The 21,474-nt window shown below is 62.8% G+C and carries 15 protein-coding genes; 5 read left to right on the forward strand and 10 right to left on the reverse strand.

The genetic code is table 11. The annotated features are described in order from the left end of the window. Positions 1-31 precede the first annotated feature (31 nt). From BGC09_RS00345 to BGC09_RS00360, 4 genes are all read left to right on the forward strand, one after another. Positions 32-787 (forward strand): alanyl-tRNA editing protein, encoded by a 756-nt coding sequence (locus BGC09_RS00345; protein WP_069801208.1) that lies wholly within the window; start codon positions 32-34, stop codon positions 785-787. 316 nt (positions 788-1,103) lie between these two features. Continuing rightward, positions 1,104-4,418: an isoleucine--tRNA ligase gene (gene ileS / locus BGC09_RS00350; protein ID WP_069801209.1), complete on the forward strand. Its 3,315-nt coding sequence runs from the start codon at positions 1,104-1,106 to the stop codon at positions 4,416-4,418. Positions 4,419-4,585: 167 nt separating this feature from the next. Beyond that, entirely contained in the window at positions 4,586-5,815 is a 1,230-nt protein-coding gene (locus BGC09_RS00355; RefSeq protein ID WP_069801210.1) for a mannosyltransferase family protein, read from the forward strand. Positions 5,816-6,068: 253 nt separating this feature from the next. After that, positions 6,069-7,061: an HD domain-containing protein gene (locus BGC09_RS00360; protein ID WP_176728803.1), complete on the forward strand. Its 993-nt coding sequence runs from the start codon at positions 6,069-6,071 to the stop codon at positions 7,059-7,061. A 93-nt stretch (positions 7,062-7,154) separates the two neighbouring features. Here the strand turns inward: BGC09_RS00360 and hisI are convergent, their stop codons facing one another. The 9 genes from hisI to argC form a co-directional block, all read right to left on the reverse strand. Further along, entirely contained in the window at positions 7,155-8,126 is a 972-nt protein-coding gene (gene hisI / locus BGC09_RS00365; protein ID WP_069801211.1) for a phosphoribosyl-AMP cyclohydrolase, read from the reverse strand. Beyond that, positions 8,110-8,913, reverse strand: coding sequence for an imidazole glycerol phosphate synthase subunit HisF (gene hisF / locus BGC09_RS00370; RefSeq protein ID WP_069801212.1), 804 nt, complete (start codon positions 8,911-8,913; stop codon positions 8,110-8,112). Before hisF ends, hisI begins: the two co-directional genes overlap by 17 nt. 110 nt (positions 8,914-9,023) lie before the next feature. Further along, a complete protein-coding gene (gene hisA / locus BGC09_RS00375; RefSeq protein ID WP_069801213.1) occupies positions 9,024-9,782 on the reverse strand; it encodes a 1-(5-phosphoribosyl)-5-[(5-phosphoribosylamino)methylideneamino]imidazole-4-carboxamide isomerase in 759 nt (252 codons plus the stop codon). After that, positions 9,779-10,396 carry an imidazole glycerol phosphate synthase subunit HisH gene (gene hisH / locus BGC09_RS00380; protein WP_069801214.1) on the reverse strand — a complete coding sequence of 206 codons (618 nt, stop codon included), beginning with the start codon at positions 10,394-10,396 and terminating at the stop codon, positions 9,779-9,781. The genes hisA and hisH overlap by 4 nt, the downstream gene beginning before the upstream one ends. Positions 10,397-10,474: 78 nt before the next feature. Next, positions 10,475-12,865, reverse strand: coding sequence for an HAD hydrolase-like protein (locus tag BGC09_RS22000; RefSeq protein WP_176728804.1), 2,391 nt, complete (start codon positions 12,863-12,865; stop codon positions 10,475-10,477). Beyond that, complete coding sequence (gene hisG, locus BGC09_RS00390; RefSeq protein ID WP_069801215.1) at positions 12,862-13,953, reverse strand: ATP phosphoribosyltransferase; 1,092 nt, start codon at positions 13,951-13,953, stop codon at positions 12,862-12,864. The genes BGC09_RS22000 and hisG overlap by 4 nt, the downstream gene beginning before the upstream one ends. Further along, positions 13,950-15,476 (reverse strand): histidine--tRNA ligase, encoded by a 1,527-nt coding sequence (locus BGC09_RS00395; RefSeq protein ID WP_069801216.1) that lies wholly within the window; start codon positions 15,474-15,476, stop codon positions 13,950-13,952. The genes hisG and BGC09_RS00395 overlap by 4 nt, the downstream gene beginning before the upstream one ends. Before the next feature lie 204 nt (positions 15,477-15,680). Continuing rightward, positions 15,681-16,571, reverse strand: coding sequence for an acetylglutamate kinase (gene argB, locus BGC09_RS00400; protein ID WP_069801217.1), 891 nt, complete (start codon positions 16,569-16,571; stop codon positions 15,681-15,683). A 230-nt stretch (positions 16,572-16,801) separates the two neighbouring features. After that, positions 16,802-17,890 (reverse strand): N-acetyl-gamma-glutamyl-phosphate reductase, encoded by a 1,089-nt coding sequence (argC, locus tag BGC09_RS00405; protein WP_069801218.1) that lies wholly within the window; start codon positions 17,888-17,890, stop codon positions 16,802-16,804. A gap of 1,012 nt (positions 17,891-18,902) precedes the next feature. Here argC and BGC09_RS00410 point away from each other — a divergent pair. Further along, on the forward strand, positions 18,903-20,417 hold the full coding sequence (locus tag BGC09_RS00410; RefSeq protein WP_069801219.1) for a cation diffusion facilitator family transporter: 1,515 nt from the start codon (positions 18,903-18,905) through the stop codon (positions 20,415-20,417). A gap of 74 nt (positions 20,418-20,491) precedes the next feature. Here the strand turns inward: BGC09_RS00410 and BGC09_RS00415 are convergent, their stop codons facing one another. Continuing rightward, a complete protein-coding gene (locus BGC09_RS00415; protein WP_069801220.1) occupies positions 20,492-21,196 on the reverse strand; it encodes an HAD family hydrolase in 705 nt (234 codons plus the stop codon). Positions 21,197-21,474: the final 278 nt, after the last annotated feature.

Below are 21,474 nucleotides of genomic sequence, written 5' to 3' on the forward strand. Positions count from 1 at the left end.
TTTTTTTCGTATGGAGATCGGAGCTTGCAGGATGAAGACGAAGCTGATCTACCTGGAGAATAGCTATACCTTTGAATGCAGCGCCAAAGTCGTTGCCGCGGAGGGCGATGAGCTGGCCCTCGATGCCACCGTCTTCTATCCCGGCGGCGGGGGCCAGATGGCCGACCGCGGTACGCTCTCCTGGGATCACGGGCACCAGCAGGCCAGTGTCATGGCCCTCCGCAAGCAGGAAGAGATGGTCTGGCACCTGCTCGATAGTCCTCCCCCTCCCGTGGGCACTGAGGTCACGGCGCGCATCGACTGGGATTTCCGCTATCGCATGATGCGCACTCATACCGCTCTGCACCTGCTCTGCGGCGTGATCTGGCAAGAGTTTCGCGTCCCGGTGACCGGTGGCCAGATGTACCCCGACCGGGCGCGCATGGACTTTGCGATGGAGGGCCTGACCAGGGAACGCCTGGCCTTCATTGAACAGCGCGTCAACGAGGCCATCGAGGCCGATCTGCCTATTCGGGTCTATACCCTGCCGCGCGAGAAAGCCTTTGCCATCCCCGACCTGATCCGTACACGCACCAACCTGTTGCCCCCAGAGCTGGAGGAGGTGCGGATCGTGGAAATCGTTGGCCTCGATCTGCAGGCCGATGGCGGAACCCATGTCCGCCATACCAAAGAGGTCGGCGGTATTCGCATTGTCCGGGCCGAGAACAAAGGACGGCTCAATAAGCGCCTGGAGATCCAGCTTGTTGATGAGCCACCTGGCTCCGACCCCAACGCGACTTTCCCGTGAGGCTGTTGTGGCCGTTGTGGCCGTTCTGCCTGCCAACGGCCACTGGCCCCCACTCTTTCCCGCTGTGGCCCTGCGCCGGCGAGCGGCTTCTCCAACCTGAGTGAGCAGATCATCCTCCAGTCCGAGGGAACGCTGCCAGAGCTGGCTGGAGCCTCATACGAGAGCAGGAGGCCAGGACAGGAAGGGAAGAAAGCGGACAGCGCACATAAGGACAACGGAGAAACAAGGAAGCAGCAAAGCCAGACCTGGCTCAGCCAGGTTCAGCCGATGCCGGATAAGGCAAGGCAATCTCTCAGTGAGCGAGGAGGAAGCTGACGTGTCAGGTGAAGCAAGCGTCTTTCAGCCAGTGATTGCGGCTGACCGGGTTGACTACCCGGCGCTGGAGCACGAGATTCAACGCTGGTGGGATGAGCACGATGTGCGCCAGCGCTACTTGCATCGCAACGATCACAGCGACAAGCAATATTCGTTTCTCGATGGCCCGATGACGGCTAACAACCCGATGGGGGTCCATCACGCCTGGGGCCGCACCTATAAGGATCTCTTCCAGCGCTTCAAAACCATGCAGGGCTACCGGCAGCGCTACCAGAATGGCTTCGACTGCCAGGGCCTGTGGGTGGAGGTCAATGTCGAGCAGGAGCTGGGCCTCAAGAACAAGCGGGAGATCGAGGAGTTTGGCATCGCGCGCTTTGTCGAGCTGTGCAAGGAGCGCGTCTTCCGCTTTGCCCGCCGCATCACCGAGCAATCGATCCGGCTGGGCTACTGGATGGACTGGGGCAACGACTATTATACGCTCTCCGATGAGAATAACTATACGATCTGGTACTTTCTGAAGCGCTGCCACGAGCGCGGCTTGATCTACAAAGGGCACGATGTCATGACCTGGTGCCCTCGCTGCGGCACTGGGATCTCCAATATGGAGACCCTCTCAGAGGACTGGCATGAACTGAGCCATCTGAGCCTGTATGTGCTCTTCCCGCTGGTCGAGCGCCCCGGCGAGTACCTGCTGGTCTGGACAACCACCCCCTGGACGCTGGCCGCTAACGTGGCCGCCGCAGTTCATCCCGAACTGACCTATGTCAAGGTCGAGCAGGATGGCCAGGTCTTCTATCTGGCGGAGGAGCGCCTGAACCTGCTACGCGAGCTGCGCGGACGCGATAAGGGCGAGTATCGCGTTCTGGAGCGCCTCACGGGCGAGCAGTTGGTGGGTTGGAGCTACCGCGGTCCTTTCGATGAGCTGCCCGCCGCCCAGGGTGTCAGCCATCGGGTCATTCCCTGGAAGGAGGTCAGCGCCAGCGAGGGAACAGGCATCGTACACATCGCCCCGGGCTGTGGTCGCGAGGACTTCGCGCTCTCGAAGGAGTTCGATCTGACGGTGCTGGCCCCAGTCGATGAGTTCGGCGTCTACGTCGAGGGCTACAACTGGCTCACCGGCCAGTCGGTCTTGGAAGTGGCGCGGCCCGTTGCTGAGAATCTGGCACAGAAGGGCCTCCTCTATCGCTCGCAGAACTATCGCCACCGCTATCCGGTCTGCTGGCGCTGCAAGACTGAGCTGATCTTCCGCCTGGTCGATGAGTGGTATATCTCGATGGAGCAGCTGCGCTATGAGATCATGGAGGTTGCCCGCCAGGTGACCTGGATTCCTGCCTTCGGCCTGGAGCGCGAGCTGGACTGGCTGCGCAATATGGACGACTGGATGATCTCGAAGAAGCGCTATTGGGGGCTGGCACTGCCAATCTACGAATGCCAGCAGTGCGGCACCTTCGAGGTCATCGGCAGCAAGGAGGAGCTGCGCGAGCGGGCTGTCGAGGGCTGGGAGGAGTTCGAAGGCCATTCTCCGCATCGTCCCTGGGTCGACGCCGTCAAGATCCGCTGCCAGCAGTGCGGCGCCCTGGTCTCGCGCATCAAAGATGTTGGCAACCCCTGGCTGGATGCCGGCATCGTCTCGTTCTCAACGCTGGACTATCGCCACAACCGCGACTACTGGCGCCAGTGGTTCCCGGCGGACTTCGTGACGGAGTCCTTCCCGGGCCAGTTCAAGAACTGGTTCTATGCCCTGCTGGTAATGAGCACAGTTCTGGAGAACACGACTCCCTTTAAGACCTTGCTCGGTTACGCGACGGTCCTCGATGAGGACGGCGAGATCATGCATAAGTCGAAGGGGAATGCGATCGACTTCGACGACGCCGCCGAGCGCGTGGGCGCCGATACCATGCGCTGGCTCTATACCAGCCAGGACCCCGAGCAGAACCTGCGCTTCCCCCGTATTCCTACCCGCGAGGATGTCGAGCGGGCCGCCCGCGAGGGGGTTCCGGTGCGCCTGAGCGAGAAGTGGATGCTGGTGCGCCGCTCCCTCGATAAGGTCTGGAATATCTACTGGTTCTTTGTGACCTACGCCAATATCGACGGCTTCAATCCAACGCGCTACCAGCTGGCGGCAGAGCGACGCAGCAATCTGGATCAGTGGATTCTCTCTGAGCTGCAGCAGACGATTCTGGAGGTAACCGCCGGCCTGGAGCGCTACGAGAGTGCCCACGCTACGGCTGCCCTGCAAGACTTCATCGAGAACCTCTCGAACTGGTACCTGCGCCGTAGCCGCGAACGCATCTGGAAGTCTGAGCTGGATGACGATAAGCTCGGCGCCTATCTGACGCTCTACGAGTGCCTGACTACACTGGTGACGCTGCTGGCTCCGTTTGTGCCCTTCTTCGCGGAGAGCCTCTATCAGAACCTGGTGCGCAGCGTTCAGCAGGAGGCCCCGCTCAGCGTCCATCTCTGCGATTGGCCTCAGGCCCGTCAGCAGCTCATCAATGAGGCACTGACACACGATACGCATCTGGTAATGCGCGTGGTTGGCCTGGGCCGCGCCGCCCGCGAGAAGGCGCAGATCCGCGTGCGCCAGCCGCTCAATACGCTCTATGTGCGCCTGCCGTCGCAGGCCGATCAGGAGGCACTGCTGCGCCTGAAGGACCAGGTGCTGGAGGAGCTGAATATCAAGCGCCTGGAGTTGCTCAGCGACGATAGTGAGATGTTGGCCTATACCCTGCGCGCCCAGGCCCGTGTTCTGGGACCGAAGTATGGGCCACTGGTGCAGAAGATTCTGGCGACACTCAAGGGCCTGGATGCCCAGGCGGCCAGCGAGGCTGCCCGCCAGCTGCGCGAAGAGGGAGCCTTAAAGCTGACGATCGAGGGCCGCGAGGTTACTTTGACGCCAGATGAGGTGGAGGTGATCGCTACGGCTCGCCCAGGCTACGTCACCGCCGAGGAGCGCGGCGCGGTAGTGGTGCTGGAGACAACGATCACGCCCGAACTACGCGAGGAGGGGCTGATCCGCGATCTGACCCACTATATCCAGGATATGCGCAAGCGGGCCAATCTCAAGATTGAGGACCATATCCAGCTGACCCTCTGCACAGATGAGGCGCTGGCGGCTATGATGCAGCGCCACGCCTCCGAGCTACAGGAGGAGACGCTCGCCGACAGCCTGCGCATCGAGACGACTCCGCTCGCTGACGCTCTGCCCGGAGAACTCTATCGAGAGACGCTCGCGCCTACCTCGCCGCGCAGGTTGGAGGACTATACGGTCCAGGTGATTATCTCGGCCTCGCCATCCTCGACTGGCAGTCGCTGACCTGGCTTGGGCTTGCTGGCCCGCTCTGCCAGACCAGGACCACTCACGGCGCAGCCCGAGATAGCCTGATTGGTTCAGCTCAGTACCAGACCGCTGTCTCAACCGTTCCTAAGCAACGGTGAGCCAAGCTCAACATTGTCATATTGGTATGGTCTGGGAACACTGCAATGGGTACGCTGCGATCTGCGTGGAAAGAGGCGGCTTGGGTCTTTGGGCTCAGCCGCCTCTTGCTGCTCTTGATCACCTATGTTGGGGGGGTCCTGCTCCGCCCCAGAAATATGGCCTCGATCCCTTGTGTGAACAACGGGCTGCGCTTCTGCCTGCTCGGCTGGTACCACTGGGATGCAGACGCCTTCGGGCGCATCGCGCATGTGGGCTATCGCTCCGTGGCCGATGTGGCCTTTTTCCCGTTCTGGCCCTGGCTGATCCGCCTCGGCGCCACCGTCCTGGGACACCGTTTCCCGCTCTCGTTCCTGCTGTCCGAGCTCCTGCTGTCGAATCTCTTCTTCTTCGCTGCCCTGGTTGCCTTCTACATGCTGGCCAGCGAGGGACTCCATTTCGATCCGGCTCAGGCTCGTAAGGCGCTCTGGTATCTGACATTCTATGCCTACGCGATCTTTTTCTTCGCCGGCTATAGCGAGTCGCTTTTCCTGTTGCTCACTCTGACGATCTTTCTTCTCCTACAGGGAACGGCGCTCTGGCGCTGGTGGCTGGCGGGTTTGTTGGGCTGTGTCGCCGCTTTGACGCGCTCGACCGCCATCGTGCTGCTGGTGCCATTCTTGTTCTTCTACGTTGAGCGCTTCTGGGGAGCTGGCTCGCTGGCGGCAGCAGCAGCGTCTGGAGAGATAGCTCAGGCTCAGCGCTGGCGCCTGTGGCTGCGTCGTGTGCTGGCGGCCTTGCCGGCTCTCCTGATTCCGGCGGCCCTGGCTGCCTACATGGGCTATCTTGGGCTGCGCTTCGGCGATCCGTTCATCTACAGCCGCATGGAGCGTACGGTCTGGGGGCGGCAGTTTGCATTTCCCTGGGTAGCTTTCGGGCCAGCCCTGGGGGCCTTGTTGACTGGTCCTTTGCATACCGAGATGGCGGTGCGCAATCTGATGGATCTGCTCTTTACCTTGCTCCCGCTGGGAGTCCTGGCTGCCGGCTGGCGTCAGCTGCCTGCGGCTTATCGCTTCTTCTCGCTGGCGCTGGCGCTCTTTGCGCTCTGCTTTCCGCTGGTAGCAGGCGAGACGCTGGCTTCGCAGCCACGCTATATGATGATGGCCTTCCCCCTCTTCCTGGTGCTGGCGCGCTGGAGCAAGCGCTTCCCCAGTCTCGACCTGGTCTACGGCGGGTTCTGCGCTCCTCTCTTTGCGCTGAATGCCTTGCTCTTTACGTTGCATTACTGGGTTGCTTGATGCTTGTGCCGGATCTTCTGTAACTGGCTGGCCTGCCGCTACTGGCAGGGTGAGGTTGACTGACCTGGCAAAGGGAGACGCGAGGTGCTATAGTTACAGTACCTCTGCTCTCCCGCCAGCTTCTCGACTCGCCCAGGGGAGTGGCCTCGATACGAGCAGAGGCGCGAGCGAGTACGGGCGAGCCGCCAGAGATGGTGAAGGAAGGCTGGCGGGCAAGAGCAAGCAGCGCAAGCGTGGAAGGAGCAGAGAGCGCGTGGCAGAAGAGCTGGTCCGTGATCCGTTGCTGGGTGAGCAGCGACTCAGCGAGCCCGTCCTGCTGGCGGTGCTCGACTCAGCGCCGCTGCGGCGTTTGAAGGGGGTCCATCAGGCCGGAGCTTCCTATCTGGTGCGTGCGGGACGCGATACAACGCGCTACGAACACTCTCTGGGGGTGATGCTGCTGATTCGTCACCTCGGCGGAGGGCTGGAGGAACAGCTGGCCGGCCTGCTACATGATGTCTCTCATACGGCCTTCTCTCATGTGGCAGACTATTTGTTTGCTTGCTTCGATGAGGACTATCATGAGCGACACCTGCGCCAAGTGATTGAGCACTCGGACCTGCCAGCGCTGCTGCGTTCCTTCGGGCTGGACCTGGGGCAGATTCTGGCGTTTGAGCACTGGCCGCTTTTAGAGCAGCCGGCTCCTGAATTGTGTGCCGATCGGGTGGATTATACGCTGCGCGATTTGTGGCACGCAGGCTACCTGACACAGGCTGAGGTGGAGGGCTTTCTGCAGGCGCTTCGCGTGCACGAGGGGCGCATAGTGGTGGCCGGGCAGAAGGCCGCAATCTGGTTTGCGCGCCAGTACGTGCGCCTGGTGACGGACCTGTTTATGCATCCATTGGAGATGTTCGCCGACTATCAGCTGGCACAGGCCTTGCGCCTGGCCTTGGACGAGGGCCTGCTGCGCGAGACGGACCTGTTCCTCGAGGATGCCGGGCTGCTCGCCCGCCTCCGTCAGTCGGCTCACCCGGCGATCACGCGCTGCCTGAGCCTGCTGCGGCCCGGCCTGGAGGTGGTGGAGGTCTCGCCAGATCAACCTTTTGAGATCTATGCCCGGGTGAAGCCGCGCATGGTCGATCCGCTGGTGCTGCTGGAAGATGGCCGGCTGGTCCGCTGCTCGGCACTCGATGGAGACCTGGCGGCACTGCAGCAGGCGGTGTTGCACAAGGCCAAACGCGGCAGCTATCTACGCCTGCGCAGCTGAGTCAGCGTCTGTCTGGCCCGACTTTCCTGGTATGTTTGCCTCCCATCGAGCGCCGAGCATCCCGGCACCGGGCGCGGCTCTGCCCTCGCTGGCTTAGGAGACCAGTCCCTTGCGGCGCATTTGCTCCAGGTCGTCGCGTGCTGGCTCCAGAGGACTGAGGCCGGCCAGGGCGCAGGCCCGTCCGATGAGAGAGAAACCGAGTTGCAGGCCCTTGATGACGTGGGCCTGCTCGGCGCTCGCGAGGGCACTCAAGCAGGCTTGCTGTTGCTCAACGGCCTGTTCCTCTTCGACAGGCAGCCGGTAGCCTGCCAGCAGGGCCTGATGAGGAAGGAACTCCTCATATGGGAGTCGGTAGGTGGCAGCCAGCAGCATCAGCCAGTAGCCGACCTGACTGCCCTCCAGGATGATGTCGGCTGGCAGCTCGCGATGGCGATGGGTCCCCTGGAGCACGCCCGCCAGCTCCTGCAACTCATCGGCCAGTCGTCCGAGAAGATAGGTCGGATTGGGTTCCTGGAGTAGGCGCGAGGTATGTGACTGCTCGCTGAGATCGTGGTCACGCAGGTACTGGTAGGCCGTGTAGAGCTGGCGTAGCAGCGTCTCCAGTTGCCCGCCGACGGTGGCGTCTATCTCTGCACTCCCCGCCTGGTTCGCTTTCGGCGAGGTTGCCGCTTCTGGCTGCGACAGCGGAGGAGTGTGGCCATAGACCGCCGCCGGGTCGAAGACGCGGGCCGCAATCACCTCATAGCGATCGTCAGGGAGCAGGCGCCGATAGTAGCAGCTGCGGTAGCCGTCATGGCAGGCGGCCCCACCTTGTTGGACGACGCGGATGAGCAGGCTATTCTCCTCGCAATTGACGAAGATGGCGCGCACCTGCTGGGTGTGCCCCGACTGCTCGCCCTTGCGCCAGATGGCCTGGCGCGAGCGACTATAGAAGTGGGTATAGCCGGTCTCGCGCGTCAGGCGCAGGGCCTCCTCATTCATGAAGGCCACCATCAGCACCTCATTGCTCTCATCATCCTGAATTACCGCCGGAATCAGGCCCTGGCGGTCAAACCTGAGCGTCATCGTGGCTCTCCTCCTCTGCCTCATCCCAGCGCACGGCCACCCCGCGCTCGCGCAGGTAGCGCTTGGCCTCGGCGATGCGATACTGGCCAAAGTGGAAAATGGAGGCGGCGAGCACGGCATCGGCGCCCCCGCTGGTCAGTCCCTCATACAGATGCTCAAGGGTCCCTACGCCGCCCGAAGCGATCACGGGCACATTGACAGCCTGGGCGATGCGGGCGGTCAGGGTGAGATCATAGCCCTGCTGTGTTCCATCGCGGTCCATACTGGTCAGCAGGATCTCGCCCGCGCCCAGCTCGACGCCGCGGCAGGCCCATTCAACGGCGTCGAGGCCTGTGGGCGTGCGCCCTCCATGAATATAGACCTCGTAGCCGCTGGGCATGGCAGCATTGCTGCGGGCATCGATGGCGAGCACGATGCACTGGGCACCAAACTGCTCGGCTCCCGCCCGCAGCAGCTCGGGCTGCTGCACTGCTGCCGTATTGACCGAGGTCTTATCGGCCCCTGCTCCCAGGGTGGCGCGAATATCCTCCACGCTACGAATGCCTCCGCCGACCGTCACCGGAATGAAGACCTGCTCAGCCGTCCGGGCCACAACATCGAGCATGGTCTTGCGCTGCTCATAGGAGGCCGTGATGTCGAGAAAGACCAGTTCGTCAGCTCCTTCGCCGTTATAGAAAGCCGCCAACTCGACTGGGTCTCCAGCGTCGCGCAGGTTGAGGAAGTTGACCCCCTTCACGACGCGCCCGGCGTCCACATCCAGACAGGGAATAATTCGTTTCGTTAGCATCGATCGCTACCCCTTCCTGTGCTCTGCTCCACTGCGCAGCACCTGGCCCGCCCCCACCATCCGCCTGACGTGAGGCGCAAGGTCCGGGTTAACCTGCCTGGCCAGCCGAATCAGGCGCCGCTCTCCGCCGTCGGTTCGCAAGCCGCGGCGCAGGCCAGGGCCGCTGCCAGATCCACATCTCCCGTGTAGAGGGCCTTTCCAATGATGACCCCTTCGACTCCCAGGCGGGCCAGCGAGCGGACATCTTCCAGCGAGCGGACACCCCCGGAAGCAATCACGGCTCGCGCTGGCTGGGCCCGCCTCACCACCTGCAGTATGGCCTGCAGCGCCTCCAGATTCGGCCCGCCCAGCGTTCCATCGCGGGCGATATCAGTGTAGATAAAGCGCGCCACTCCCAGCGTACACAACTGGACGGCCAGCTCTACGGCGGCGATGCTCTCCGTCTGCCGCCAGCCGGCGATCGCCACCAGGCCGGCCCGGGCATCCAATCCCACGGCGATGCGTTCTCCCCAGCGCTGCACGGCCTCAGCCACCAGCATGGGCTGGCGCACCGCGCTGGTCCCCAGCACCACCCGCTCGATGCCGAGGGAGAGCACGCGCTCGATACTGGCCAGGTCGCGCAGGCCGCCGCCTAGCTCGATCTGCAGTGTGGTAGCGGCCCGAATGCGCTCCACTGTGGCCAGATTGACTGGCTGTCCCTGGGCAGCGCCGTCCAGGTCAACCAGGTGCAGCCAGTGCGCCCCAGCTTCCTGCCAACGCTGAGCCACTGCCACCGGGTCGTGGCTGTACACCGTGGCCTGGCGATAGTCGCCCTGGTAGAGACGGACACAGCGCCCCTCGTGCAGATCAATGGCTGGCAAGACGATCATGGAACACGCTCCCCCACCCAGCGCACGAAGTTCGCCAGCAGGCGCAGCCCCATCGCTCCGCTCTTCTCGGGATGGAACTGCGTTCCCCACAGGTGGTCGCTGACAATGACGCTGCAATAGGGCGTGCCATAGTCGGTGACAGCAGCCACCCCGGAAGGATCACGCGGCTCAACATAATAGGAATGGGCGAAGTAGAAGAAAGCCCCGTCAGGTATTCCTTTAAATATAGGCAGATCCGGGCGCAGTGGCTGTACCTGGTTCCAGCCCATGTGCGGAATCTTGGGTCCCTGGGGAATGCGACGCACCTCACCGGCGAAGAGGCGCAAGCCCTCAACTTCGCCTTCGGCGTGGTGCTCAGCCAGCAGCTGCATCCCAAGGCAGATGCCCAGGAAAGGCCGCCCGCGGGCCGTGGCCTCGCGAATGGCCTTATCGAGACCAGTGGTCTTCAGGCGCAGCATGGCGGCCCCACCAGAGCCAACTCCCGGCAGCACCACAGCTCGTGCGCGTGCCACCGTGGCCGGGTCGGCGGTCACCACTGCCTGGGCGCCGACATGCTCCAGGGCCTTCTGGATACTGCGCAGATTGCCAGCCCCGTAGTCAATGATAGCGATCATGGTCGTCGCTCTTCCTCTTCTCTCTTCAAACTGTCCAGCTGCTCTTTACAACGCCTCTCTCTCGCGCGGGAGGCGCACTCAGGCGCCGTCTTCTGTACCGGCTGCCAGCAACTCAGGCCAGGGCTGCAGGCCAAGATTGCCCAGGGTTACCGCCTGTGTCAGTCCCAGCCAGCAGACCGTTGTCGGAATGCGCCCACGATCCAGGAGATTGATGGTCAACAACGGGCAACAGAGCAGCGCCAGCGCCAGCCAGCGCTCCCAGTCGGCGGGCAAAGCCCCCTCATCCTTCAGCCAGGCAAGGAGAGGGCGTAGGAAGGTTCGTAGCTTCGTGGCCAGAACCGCCTGACGAATGGGGGACGGCTGATAGGTATGCGTGACCTCAAGGCGCTCGCCCTCCGAGCCGCGGCGCAGGACGACACTCAGCGTCAGGGTGGAGGCTGTCTCCTGCGGGAAGTACATCCAACTGGCGAAAACATTGTGGTAGAGCGGCTTGACGACATCCAGCAGTGCTGCGTGCCGACCCGCGAAAGCTGGATCGAAGTAGAGATAGTCGCGTTCGTGCTCCAGGAAGACATTGCCGAAGTGGGCATCTCCATGCCCGATGATTGTCATTGCTGCCTGCCGTGGATGGAGGCGCTCCACGGCTTCCTCCAGCAGCTCGCCGAGGGTGCGCGAGAGCGCTTCTCCATTGACCACCCAACGGCACCGGAGCAGCTCCTCAAAGCGCAGTTCGTCCTGACTGGAGCCAGTAGGCCCCGGCAAGGGAAGAGCCTGACCCCGATAGAAGCTGCTGAGACGCCCACCGGTCAGGCGGTGCCAGAAGAGCTGATGAACTGGCGCCGTGGCATGCTCATCTGCGCTGCTGAAGCGCCCTGTAGCACGGTAAATCTCCAGCAGGCGCTCACAAGCGCGACGCTCGGCAGCTACCAGGGTCTCTGCCGAGACCGGAGCGGCGGCCCCTGTCTCGATGGCGCGCATCAAATCAAACATCACCGGCCAGTGCACCAGCGGATAAATGACCATCTGACGCCCCTCCTGGCGGACCACGCGCAGGGGCAGTACCATATTGTAGCCCGCCTCGTGCAGCAGCTCGGCATGGTAATACTCGGAGAGTGCGCTCTGCTCCTCCACATGCGTCTTGAAAAAGTAGCGCTCGCCGTCCCGCTCGTAGGTCCCATTGAAGGAATTCAGCGAGACAGGCCGTGGCGTCAGCGTCACCTGCTCAGTCAGCAGATCGAGGTGACGCGCAAACCACAGACGCAGCAGGCGCTCGGCCTTGTCCCGGGTCTCAAACTGCAAACGCTGGATGGTCTCCAGGCGCTCCACCTCGGTCAGGAGCGACGGCAGGAGGCGTACATCCTCAATCACAAAATCCGGCTCGCAGGCTAGCAGGCGTCGTCTGGCCTCCTCGCTGCGTGCCCCGCTCAGAGTCGCCACTGTCACGGCGCCAGCAGCCCGCCCGCCGAGCATATCACCCGACGAATCGCCAACCACGATGAAGGGGGGCTTGCTGCGAGCCAGCTCGTCGGCGGAAGGGCCGCGGCGATCGAGGGCATAGAGAAACTGGAACGGGTGCGGTTTGCCCAGCAGGGTGGTATCGCCCCGGCGCCGCAGCTCGGCCTCTGCGACCTCGACGGCATCATAGGTACAGATGTGTTCAGCGTCGAAGCGCGAGAGCAGATCATAGGCTTGCAGCGGCAGCGCGGCCTCCTGATCAACCCGCCCCGTTGCCAGGCCCAGTGCGTAGCCCGAGGCGCGCAGGGTATCTAACGTTTCTCTGAGCGCCTCGGGAGGCAGCAATGGACGTTCGAAATAGATACAGCCGGGCTTGCCCGTCTGAGCCGGAGGGCGCCCGTATGTACGGCTGTAGAGCGCTTCCCCAAGATACCATTCCTGAAAGAGCGAGCGGCAGAAATCCCAGAAAGGACTGAGACGCGAAAAGACCCCCTCGATAGGGAGGCCCAGCCTGGCACTGGCAAAGGCATCATAGCGATTGAGCAGGTCCAGCCCAACGATGCCAGCGAAGAGGCTTTCAGCAAAGGGGGGATCACCTGCCGGCACGAGCTGGCACCCCTGGCCGAGAGCGTCGCGTTGCAGGGCCAGCGCCTCGCGCAAACGGGCCAACCACCCTTTTTCCCAGGGCTGCAGCGGCAGCAGCAGCTCGCGGCTGGCCGGGGGCAACTGCTCCAGCAGGGCAATCAGGCGCCAGCAGACCGCCGCATAGCATGTATCCCAGTTCGAGTTGATCGCCAGAGCTTTGTAGAGCAGAATCTCCTCTTCTGGGAGAGTGGCCCGGCTTAGATGGCGGCTCTCCTCAGCTCCGGTCACCGGCTGGTAGTCGCTCTGCCCCGTTACATTCCAATAGCGAGGGCTGTAGAGCAACTCGTGGAGCGTCAGACCTGCCGCATCCCAATAGGCTGCTTCGCTGGTGATAACCCCATCCAGATCAAAGACAATCAGCGTCTTCACGGTCGTTGTGCCGTCCTCTCGCTCAGCAAGCGCAGGCTGGCCGGCTCCTGACCAAAGCGATACGCCAGAGGCGTCACATCGATATGCTCGGCGCCCACACTGCGCAAAGCTGTAATAATCTCCACCAGATCGGCCACCGCTGTTCCCATCTGCAGCACACCCGAGACCCGGCAGCGCTGGGCCTGGGGATCATCCGTCGATTCTGAGCTGCCGATATGGTACTCAAAGCCTGGCACCAGCCGCTTTAAATGCATGCTCAGAAGCGAGCGCACCTCTTCGCCGCTGCCCGGCACATAGGCCGTCAGCAAGACGCGATTGCGCGCCTGCAGGCGGGCATTGATCAGCTCCAGGAGCACGCGCGCCACCCGCTGCGCCTGGGGGTCCTGGTTCAGGAAGCGCACATTGCCGATCAAACACGCCTGGGAACGCAGCACCACGCCATCATCAAGCAGCTTGAGGTGATTCTCACGCAGCGTCGTGCCCGTCTCCGTCAGATCGACGATCAGATCGGCGGCCCCCGTCAAGGGCGCAGCCTCTAAGGCGCCATGGGGGGTCACAATACGGCAGTGAGAGATACCGTGGCGACGCAAGAAATGACGTGTCAGCGTTGGGTACTTGGTTGCAATACGCAGCCCGCGCCTCTTATGCTCCTGGTAATAGCCGGCCAGATGCCAGAGGTCGGCGCAAGTATTGACATCGATCCACGTCTCAGGAACGGCGACCACCAGGCGGCAGGAGCCATAGCCGAGATCGCGCTCCAGAACCACCAGATCGTCATCGCTCTTCTCGTCCTCATCCGGCTCCTCGGCGTGGCCGCGGAACTCGGCCAGGAGGTCGTAGCCTGTGATGCCCAAGATGGCGTCGCCATCGTGCACTAACGCGGGAATATCAGCAGCGCGTTGAAAGACCACCTCCAGCTCTGGCAAACTGCTGATGCGAGCCAGGTACTGACGTGGATTACTGCGCTGCACCTTCAAACCGCATTCGGCCAGGAACGTCAGCGTAGCCCCTTCCAGCGTCCCCTTACCAGGTAAGGCCAGGCGGAGCTGAGCCGCTCCCGACCCGGCAGCCGCTCGCGACTCGCTCATGTGCTATAGCCTCCTTCCCGCAAGGTCACGGCCAGGTCTCGGGCAGCGACCGGGAATTCCTCGCCCGAGAGCAGATCGTGCAGCTTGACCATATTGGCCTGGCGTTCCTCTTCGCCGACGATCAGCGCCAGCCGGAAACCGCGCCGCGCTGCCTGGCGCAGAGCGTTGGTGACTCCACGAGTATTTATCTCCAGCTCTGCAATGATACCGCCCTCGCGGCGCGCCAGACGTGCCACGCGACCGGCATAAGCCAGATCCTGCTTGCCAACGGGGATCACCAGCGCCTGCGTCCGCGCCGTCTGCGGCCATTGGCTGGCAGGCATCAAGGAGATGAGCCGCTCCAGGCCAAAGGCGAAGCCGCAGGCGTTGACCCTGTGCGCTCCTCCAACCGCCTCAACAAGGTGGTCATAGCGTCCCCCACCGCACAGCTGCAGATCAGAGCCCTCCTCATCACTGGCATGGATCTCGAAAAGCAAGCCTGTATAGTAACTCACGCCGCGCCCCAAAGCCAGATTCAGGGTAATCTGCCGGCGGTCAACCCCTGTCACCTCCATCAGCGTGGTCACCAATTGCTCTAGCTCCTCCAGCGGGTCATCATCAAGCTGATAGCGTTGGAGCAATTGGCGCAGCTCCTGGAAGACTTCGGGCGGTGGACCGGCCAGGGCGCGCAACTTGCGCAAAAACTCCAGCGCGCTAAAAACCAGTGTCCGCTGCTCACTGCGCCCGATCTTCCAAAGGAAGCGCTCGACAATCTCGCGACGGCTGTCCTCATCGCCAAATGGCAGGCTGAAGCTGTTCAGCAGCGCTGCCACCAGCTGGTTTGACCCGTCGGAACTGGCCAGGCGGCGCCACTGACCTGCCTCACTGGCCGATAGCGCCGGGTTGGACACCTGCTCGGGATAGAGGGCCTCCAGACGGGACTGGGCTGCTTGCTCCCCCTCTGGTGAACGACTGATCTGCTCCATCAGGCTCAAGAGGAGGCGCGCTGTCTGAGCATCCAGGTGCAGACGCTCGATAAAACCACTGACGACGCCGACGTGACCCAGCTCAAGGCGGTAGCGGGCGATGCCCAGCTCATGCAAAATATCGCAGGCCAACTGCACGATCTCGCCATCGCCGCGCAGCGGCTGCCCGCCGAAGAGTTCAATACCCAGCTGTGTGTACTGGCGATAGCGTCCCCGTCCAGGCGCCTCGTAGCGGAAGACCGGACCAACGTACTGAAAGCGCAGTGGCAATGAGGACTGTTGATAATGCTCTAAATAAAGGCGACAGATGGAAGCGGTATATTCCGGCCTGAGACACAGCTCACGCTGGTGGAGCTGGAAGGCATAGAGATTCTGCCAGGCCTCCTGCCCGAAGCTCGCCTGGAAGAGGTCGCTGCGCTCCAGCACCGGCGTATCTACCGGCTCGTAGCCGGCCTTCTCTAAGAGAGCGCGCACACGCCCCACCACCTGCGTCTGCCGGCGGTAGGCTTCGGGCAGCACATCATGCATCCCGCGCAGGCGCTCAATACGCTTCTTCATAGAAACTCTCGTTCCCCTCATAGAGTCATGCCCGGTCCACCGTACCTCTAAAACCGTGTCTGCTGACCAGCGGACTGCTCCAGTGAGTGGGGTGCGCCCGCTGTCTCTCGCCCGCAGCTGCTGTGCTTGCTTCTCGCCAGGCGCGCCCACTCAAAGCTCCCGCCGTCCGTGCCGACCAGCCAGGGCAGGCAGGGGGGGCATTGCCTAGGCCGATGGCTGGCGTGTTCCGCGCACAATCATCGTGCCTGCCCCTTTGTCTGTGAACAGCTCGCGCAGCAGCACATGAGGCTCGCGGCCATCAACGATATGCACGCGGGGCACAGAGCGCAGCGCATCCAGGCAGGCTGCGACCTTGGGGATCATGCCGCCCTGGATCACGCCCTCATCGATCAAACGCAGTGCCTCCTCCTCCGTCAGCTCCGAAATAAGGCTGCCGTCGGGGCGACAAATCCCCACCACGTTGCTCAAGAAAATCAGCTTCTCAGCATTGAGGGCACCCGCCAGATGGGCGGCCACAACATCGGCATTGATATTCAGGCAAGTGCCATCAGGCCCCTGGCCAAGAGGGGCGATGATTGGAATGTACCCCTGCTCAACCAGCACCTGGATCAGTGTGGGATCAACCTCCTCCACCTCGCCGACAAAGCCCAGACGCTCATCCGCAACCCGCGCCCGCACCAGGCCGGCATCGGTCCCGCACAGGCCGATAGCCTTGCCACCCATCTGCGAGGCCATGAGGACCAGCCCCTGATTGACCTGCCCCAACAGCACCATCCGCACTACCTCCAGCGTCTGAGCATCAGTCACCCGCAGGCCATTTTCAAAGCGTGTGGGGATCTGCAAGCGCTTGAGCCACTCATTAATATAGGGGCCACCCCCGTGCACCAGGACCGGCCTGGCACCGAGGGCGCTGAGCCAAATAATATCCTGCAGGACCACCTGCTGGTGCTCCAGCGTGCTCCCCCCCAATTTTATCACAAGAATTTTTCCCTTGAGGTAATCGATATATGGAAGCGCCTCGCGTAAAACCTCGGCGATGAGATGATGATCGCTGATGATATCCCCGTCAGGTGTTCTTGAAAACGCAATAGCCATCTCTCTGCTAACTCCTCGTCAGACCGTCGTCAAACACGCTTCAGCCGGCTCCGGCGGCGCAGCAACGTTGCCTGTGCCTGTGCCTGTCCTTGTATCGCTGCGCTGGTGGGGTGCTCCCTCCGCTCTCCCTGCGATCACCTGGCCATGTGCTGGCCTTGCTTGGGCAGTGCCGCCTCCCAAGCGGCACCGGGCCGGGGCCCGGGAGGGTTTTCCCCGCCTACGGAAGAGTATCAAGGATAGATTGCTCCTCCCTGCAGGCCGCAGCGCTCATCGAAGCCAAACATACAGTTGGCATTCTGCAATGCCTGCCCGGAAGCTCCCTTGACCAGATTATCCAGACAGGAAAGGACCAGCAGCCGCCCGCTCCGCTCATCCACCGTGACATACAGCAGGCAATGGTTGCTGCCATAGGTCCACTTGGTATGTGGTGGCTGATCGATAACATGAACAAACGGCTCGCCCGCATAATAGTCACGGTAGAGCGCCTGAACCTGGGAGGCGGTTGGCAGGCGACCAGAATCATCGGGCCGCAGCTCGGCATAGCACGTAGCCAGAATGCCTCGCGTCATAGGCGTCAGATGGGGAACGAAGGTCAGACGCAGGCCCGGCTCATAGGTCTGGCCGGCGGAGCGAGCCGCGGTTTCTAACTCTTGCACAATCTCGGGCCAGTGGCGGTGTCCTCCGAGGCTATAGGCGCTCAGATCCTCGTTGGCCTCGGCATAGTGGGTATCCAGGCGTAGGCCACGCCCGGCTCCGCTCACTCCTGACTTAGCGTCGACGATCACGTCCCGGCTGACGAGGCCCGCCGACAAAGCTGGCAGCAGGGCCAGAATGATCGCCGTCGCGTAGCAGCCGGGATTAGCCACCAGCTCTGTTGTACGGATACGCTCGCGATAGCGCTCACACAACCCATAGACAGCCTGCTCCAACAAGGCGGGAGCCGGATGCGTATGCTTATACCACTCCTGATAGAGGGAAGGATTGCGCAGGCGAAAATCGGCGGAGAGGTCCACCACCCGCGTACCGCGTTGGAGCAGGGCCTGCACGGCCTCGGCGGCAGCGGCGTGAGGGAGACAGACAAAGGCCAGCTCCGTTGTCTCTGGCTCCTCCACAATCTCCAACTCGGCCAGGTGGCGAGCCTCCTCCTGGCAGGCGCCCCCGGCCAAGGCATGCAACTGGGGAAAGACCTGACCCAGGCGCTGGCCAGCAGCGCTGCGCCCTGTCACCGACGTGACGCGAAAGTGAGGGTGATTGGCCAGCAGCCTCAGCAGCTCCAGACCGGTATAGCTGGTAACATTGAGAATCGAAACACTCACCATTGAAACGCGCTCCTGAACTCCTGGGCTGTAGCGAGGAACGAGGGCTGCACACGCGCTGGCCGACTGGCCTGGCGGTGGCCGAGCCACCTACCCGCCAGCCCTCCAAGCAGCCAGCCGGTCAGAGAGAGACCAAATAAAAACGCCCTCGTCCCTGACCAACATGCATCGAAGGGACGAGAGCCGACAGAAACGCTCCCGCGGTACCACCCTGCTTGTCACCACCTGCAGCGCAGCCTCGGCCTGGCAGCGCAGCGATCTGCAGCTCCGCACTACTCAGGCGACAGCAGCACATTTCTCGGCAGCCGTCTGCCTGGTGGTCTGGCTCTCTTCATCCTCAACGGCCTGGCTCGTGCCACCGCCCGGCCTACCGTTGCCGCCTGATTCATTGTGGTCGGCTCGCCTCTTCCCGCCGGACCCTCCATCAGCCAACCAGCAACACGGCGAACGCACCCCTGCTGCAGCCTGCTCATACCAGCACCAGAGATTCCTCACCTCATCGTGATGAACTGTGCTGTGACCACTCTTGCCGGTTATCTGCTGCGTGGGAACCACCCACCTGGCCTACTTGCCCACAGCGGGCAGGCCCTCCTTTCTGGAGAGCAAGAGGATCGCTGTCGCCTGGGCTTTCTTCGGCCAGCCGCTCACGAACGGGTTCTGAGCCGACGCATTCCTGCCGAACTCTCACCGCTCTTCGGCTCGCTGTTGGCCGTCGGGCTCATACTAGTTTCGCTCAACGCGGGACAGACTTGTATGCACTTGTTATTGTTCTTAAGGATAACAGCAGTGGCTGGCGTTGTCAACCACTGGATGAACGAGCTGCGGTTTTCCTTTCTTTCCTGCCCTTCCCTACTGAGCCGACAATCGGGTATATTACTGGGGGTGTGCCACCAGGCGGCAGCGGCAGCGGCGAGCCAGGCCCAGTGCGGCGACGACGTCAGCCGCCGTGCCGTGACTGGCCCACCCCAGTCCATCTTGAGCACCGACAGACAGATGAGGATGAGGAATAAAGCACATGGTAGCAGCACGAGAGGCGCATCGGGAGAAGATGCTGGTCGCGCTCTCCTCGGTGGGGGCGGCAGTTGGGCTGACCGCCCTGAAGCTCGTGGCTGGTTTGCTTAGCGGCAGTCTGGGCATCCTGGCTGAGGCGGCCCACTCTGGTCTGGACCTGGCAGCGGCCCTGATGACCTTTCTGGCCGTGCGGGTCGCTGACCGGCCCGCCGATGCCACCCATAACTATGGCCATGCCAAGATCGAGAACCTCTCGGCGCTCTTCGAGGCCATCCTGCTGCTGGCCACTGCTCTCTGGATTATCTACGAAGCTCTGCGCCGTCTCCTTCTGGGTGAAGGGCATGTTGAGGCAAGCATCCTGGCGCTGCTGGTCATGGCCATCTCGATCGCTGTCGACGTCACTCGCTCGCGGGCCTTGCTGCGCGTGGCCCGTCGTCTAGGCAGCCAGGCCCTGGAGGCCGATGCTCTCCACTTCAGCACCGATATCTGGAGTTCCGCCATTGTCATTGGCGGGCTGCTGGTTCTGCGTCTGGCTGAGATCTGGCATCTGCCAGCCTGGGTCAGACAAGCAGACGCCGTCGCTGCACTCGGCGTCTCCCTGATCGTGATCTACGTCGCCCTGCGTCTGGCGCGCGAAACAGTCGATGCCTTGCTCGATCGTGCTCCCGAAGAGCTCCTGCAGCGGCTGGAGGCGGCCATCCGGCAGGTGGAGGGAGTAAGCGAGCTGCGCCGGGTGCGCGTGCGTCGCGCCGGCAACAAAATTTTTGCTGACGTAGTGGTGGCGGCACCGCGCTCTTTCACGTTTGAGGAGACGCACGCCCTCAGCGAGCGCGTCGAGCAGGCCACCATTGCTGGAGTACATGCTCATGCTCCCCAGGCAGAGGCCGATGTGGTCGTTCACCTGGAGCCGGTGGCGACCGCCGAGGAGACGGTACGCGAACAGATCCACTACCTGGCCCAGCAGCAGGGGATTCGGGCCCACGATATTCGCGTGCGCGAGGTGGGGGGCAAGCTGGAAGCAGACTTTGACATCGAAGTGGAAGCCGATATGGACCTGGCCAGCGCGCATGCGGCGGCCACGCGCCTCGAAGAGGCAGTCTTGCGCGGCAATGCTCAGTTGCAGCGAGTCACCACTCACCTGGAGGCGCCAATCGCGACGATCGAGCGCCGCCAGGACGTCACGAGTGATTACCCTGAGATGGTCCAGCGCATTCGCCAGCTGGCCGATGCCGTGGCCGGCGCGGGCAGTGCCCATGACATCCATCTCTATCGCTCCTGCCGGGCCGAGGAGCGGGTCGCCGGGACAGGGGTGCGCAGGGAAGAGCAGTGGCGGGAAGGAGAAAGGTCGGCGAGCGCGAACGGGCGCGAAGAGGAGCTGGATCTTGTGCTCCATATTACCTGTGCTCCCGAGATACCGCTGAGCCAGGCCCATCTCAAAGCTGAGGAGGTGCAGCGCGCCCTGCGTCAAGAGTATCCCCGCCTCGGCTCGGTCGCCATCCATACGGAGCCGCCGGAGTGATCGCCGGATTCCCTCTTCCTTCCAGGCCAGACCGCCACGCTACCGCACTACGCGCCACAAGCAAGCGGAAGAGATCAGTGCTGTTTGCTGGCACGCAAGGCGTCGATCCGCTGGAGGAGTTCCTCCAGAGAGAGTGCGCTCAAGGTCCCCAATTGCAGATCGGGCGTGGCGTCTTCGGAAAAGGCTGCCTGGCGTGTGAGCACGCTAGGGACGGCCACGCAGAAGATGCCCGCTCGCCGCGCCGCCCGCACGCCATTGGGCGAATCTTCCAAAGCGATGGCCTCCTCGGCCCTGACGCCCAGACAGCTCAAGACTGCCAGATAGACCGCTGGGTCCGGTTTGGTTACCTGGACATCGTCGCCACAGCAGATGCACTGGAAACGCGACCGCAGACCAAGACGTTCTAAGTGGCCGACAACCCAGCGCCGCGACGAGGAAGAAGCCACACCCAGACGCAGGCCGAGCCGCTGGGCTGCTTCCAGGTAGTCCAGCACCCCCTCGGCGACTGCCTGCCCCTCTAAGAGCTGGCGACAACGCTCCCGCCGAGCCTGACGCAGTGACTCGCGTTCCTCCAGCGAGAAGGAGCGGCCCAGGCGACGCTCCAGCTCCCGTAAGGGATCGAAGGGGTTAGAGGTGGGACCAATGCCGATGTAGGGGAGCCAGGCCTCCAGTTCGAAGCGCTGGCCATAGCGCTCGTACAGCTCCTGCCAGGCTAAAAACTCCGGCACCTCTGTTTCGAGCATGAGACCGTCGAAGTCGAAAATCAGGGCGGTAATCATGTCCTCCTTGGCGGGCAGCGTCCCCGGTCGGACGTGGCTCTGAACAGAGCCAGCCGACGCCTCCGTCCGCATGGGGCCGCAGCCCTCTCACTGGCAAAAATAGGCCGACCTGCCGCCCATCTGAGTTGAGCAACGCGGGTCGGGCAAGGCTGCTAGCTCTGCCTTAAGCATACCACATCAAGCGGGCGGCCTGCCTGGCTGATCCCGATCCCGATCCGGCGCGTCTTCTCTCCTTCCTGGCCCGGAGCGAGGCCCCAGCGCCAAGGGCCCTGGGGCCT

The sequence above is a fragment of the Thermogemmatispora onikobensis genome, from assembly GCF_001748285.1.
GTDB lineage: Bacteria > Chloroflexota > Ktedonobacteria > Ktedonobacterales > Ktedonobacteraceae > Thermogemmatispora > Thermogemmatispora onikobensis.

Excerpts from the sequence above, each read along its gene's own strand:
- BGC09_RS00395 (WP_069801216.1), bottom strand. The coding sequence starts at position 15,476 with ATGAAGAAGCGTATTGAGCGCCTGCGCGGGATGCATGATGTGCTGCCC.
- BGC09_RS00415 (WP_069801220.1), bottom strand. The coding sequence starts at position 21,196 with ATGATTACCGCCCTGATTTTCGACTTCGACGGTCTCATGCTCGAAACA.
- hisI (WP_069801211.1), bottom strand. The coding sequence starts at position 8,126 with ATGACGCTCAGGTTTGACCGCCAGGGCCTGATTCCGGCGGTAATTCAG.
- argB (WP_069801217.1), bottom strand. The coding sequence starts at position 16,571 with ATGGCTATTGCGTTTTCAAGAACACCTGACGGGGATATCATCAGCGAT.
- argC (WP_069801218.1), bottom strand. The coding sequence starts at position 17,890 with ATGGTGAGTGTTTCGATTCTCAATGTTACCAGCTATACCGGTCTGGAG.
- BGC09_RS00345 (WP_069801208.1), top strand. The coding sequence starts at position 32 with ATGAAGACGAAGCTGATCTACCTGGAGAATAGCTATACCTTTGAATGC.
- hisA (WP_069801213.1), bottom strand. The coding sequence starts at position 9,782 with ATGATCGTCTTGCCAGCCATTGATCTGCACGAGGGGCGCTGTGTCCGT.
- hisG (WP_069801215.1), bottom strand. The coding sequence starts at position 13,953 with ATGAGCGAGTCGCGAGCGGCTGCCGGGTCGGGAGCGGCTCAGCTCCGC.
- hisH (WP_069801214.1), bottom strand. The coding sequence starts at position 10,396 with ATGATCGCTATCATTGACTACGGGGCTGGCAATCTGCGCAGTATCCAG.
- hisF (WP_069801212.1), bottom strand. The coding sequence starts at position 8,913 with ATGCTAACGAAACGAATTATTCCCTGTCTGGATGTGGACGCCGGGCGC.
- BGC09_RS00410 (WP_069801219.1), top strand. The coding sequence starts at position 18,903 with ATGGTAGCAGCACGAGAGGCGCATCGGGAGAAGATGCTGGTCGCGCTC.
- BGC09_RS00355 (WP_069801210.1), top strand. The coding sequence starts at position 4,586 with ATGGGTACGCTGCGATCTGCGTGGAAAGAGGCGGCTTGGGTCTTTGGG.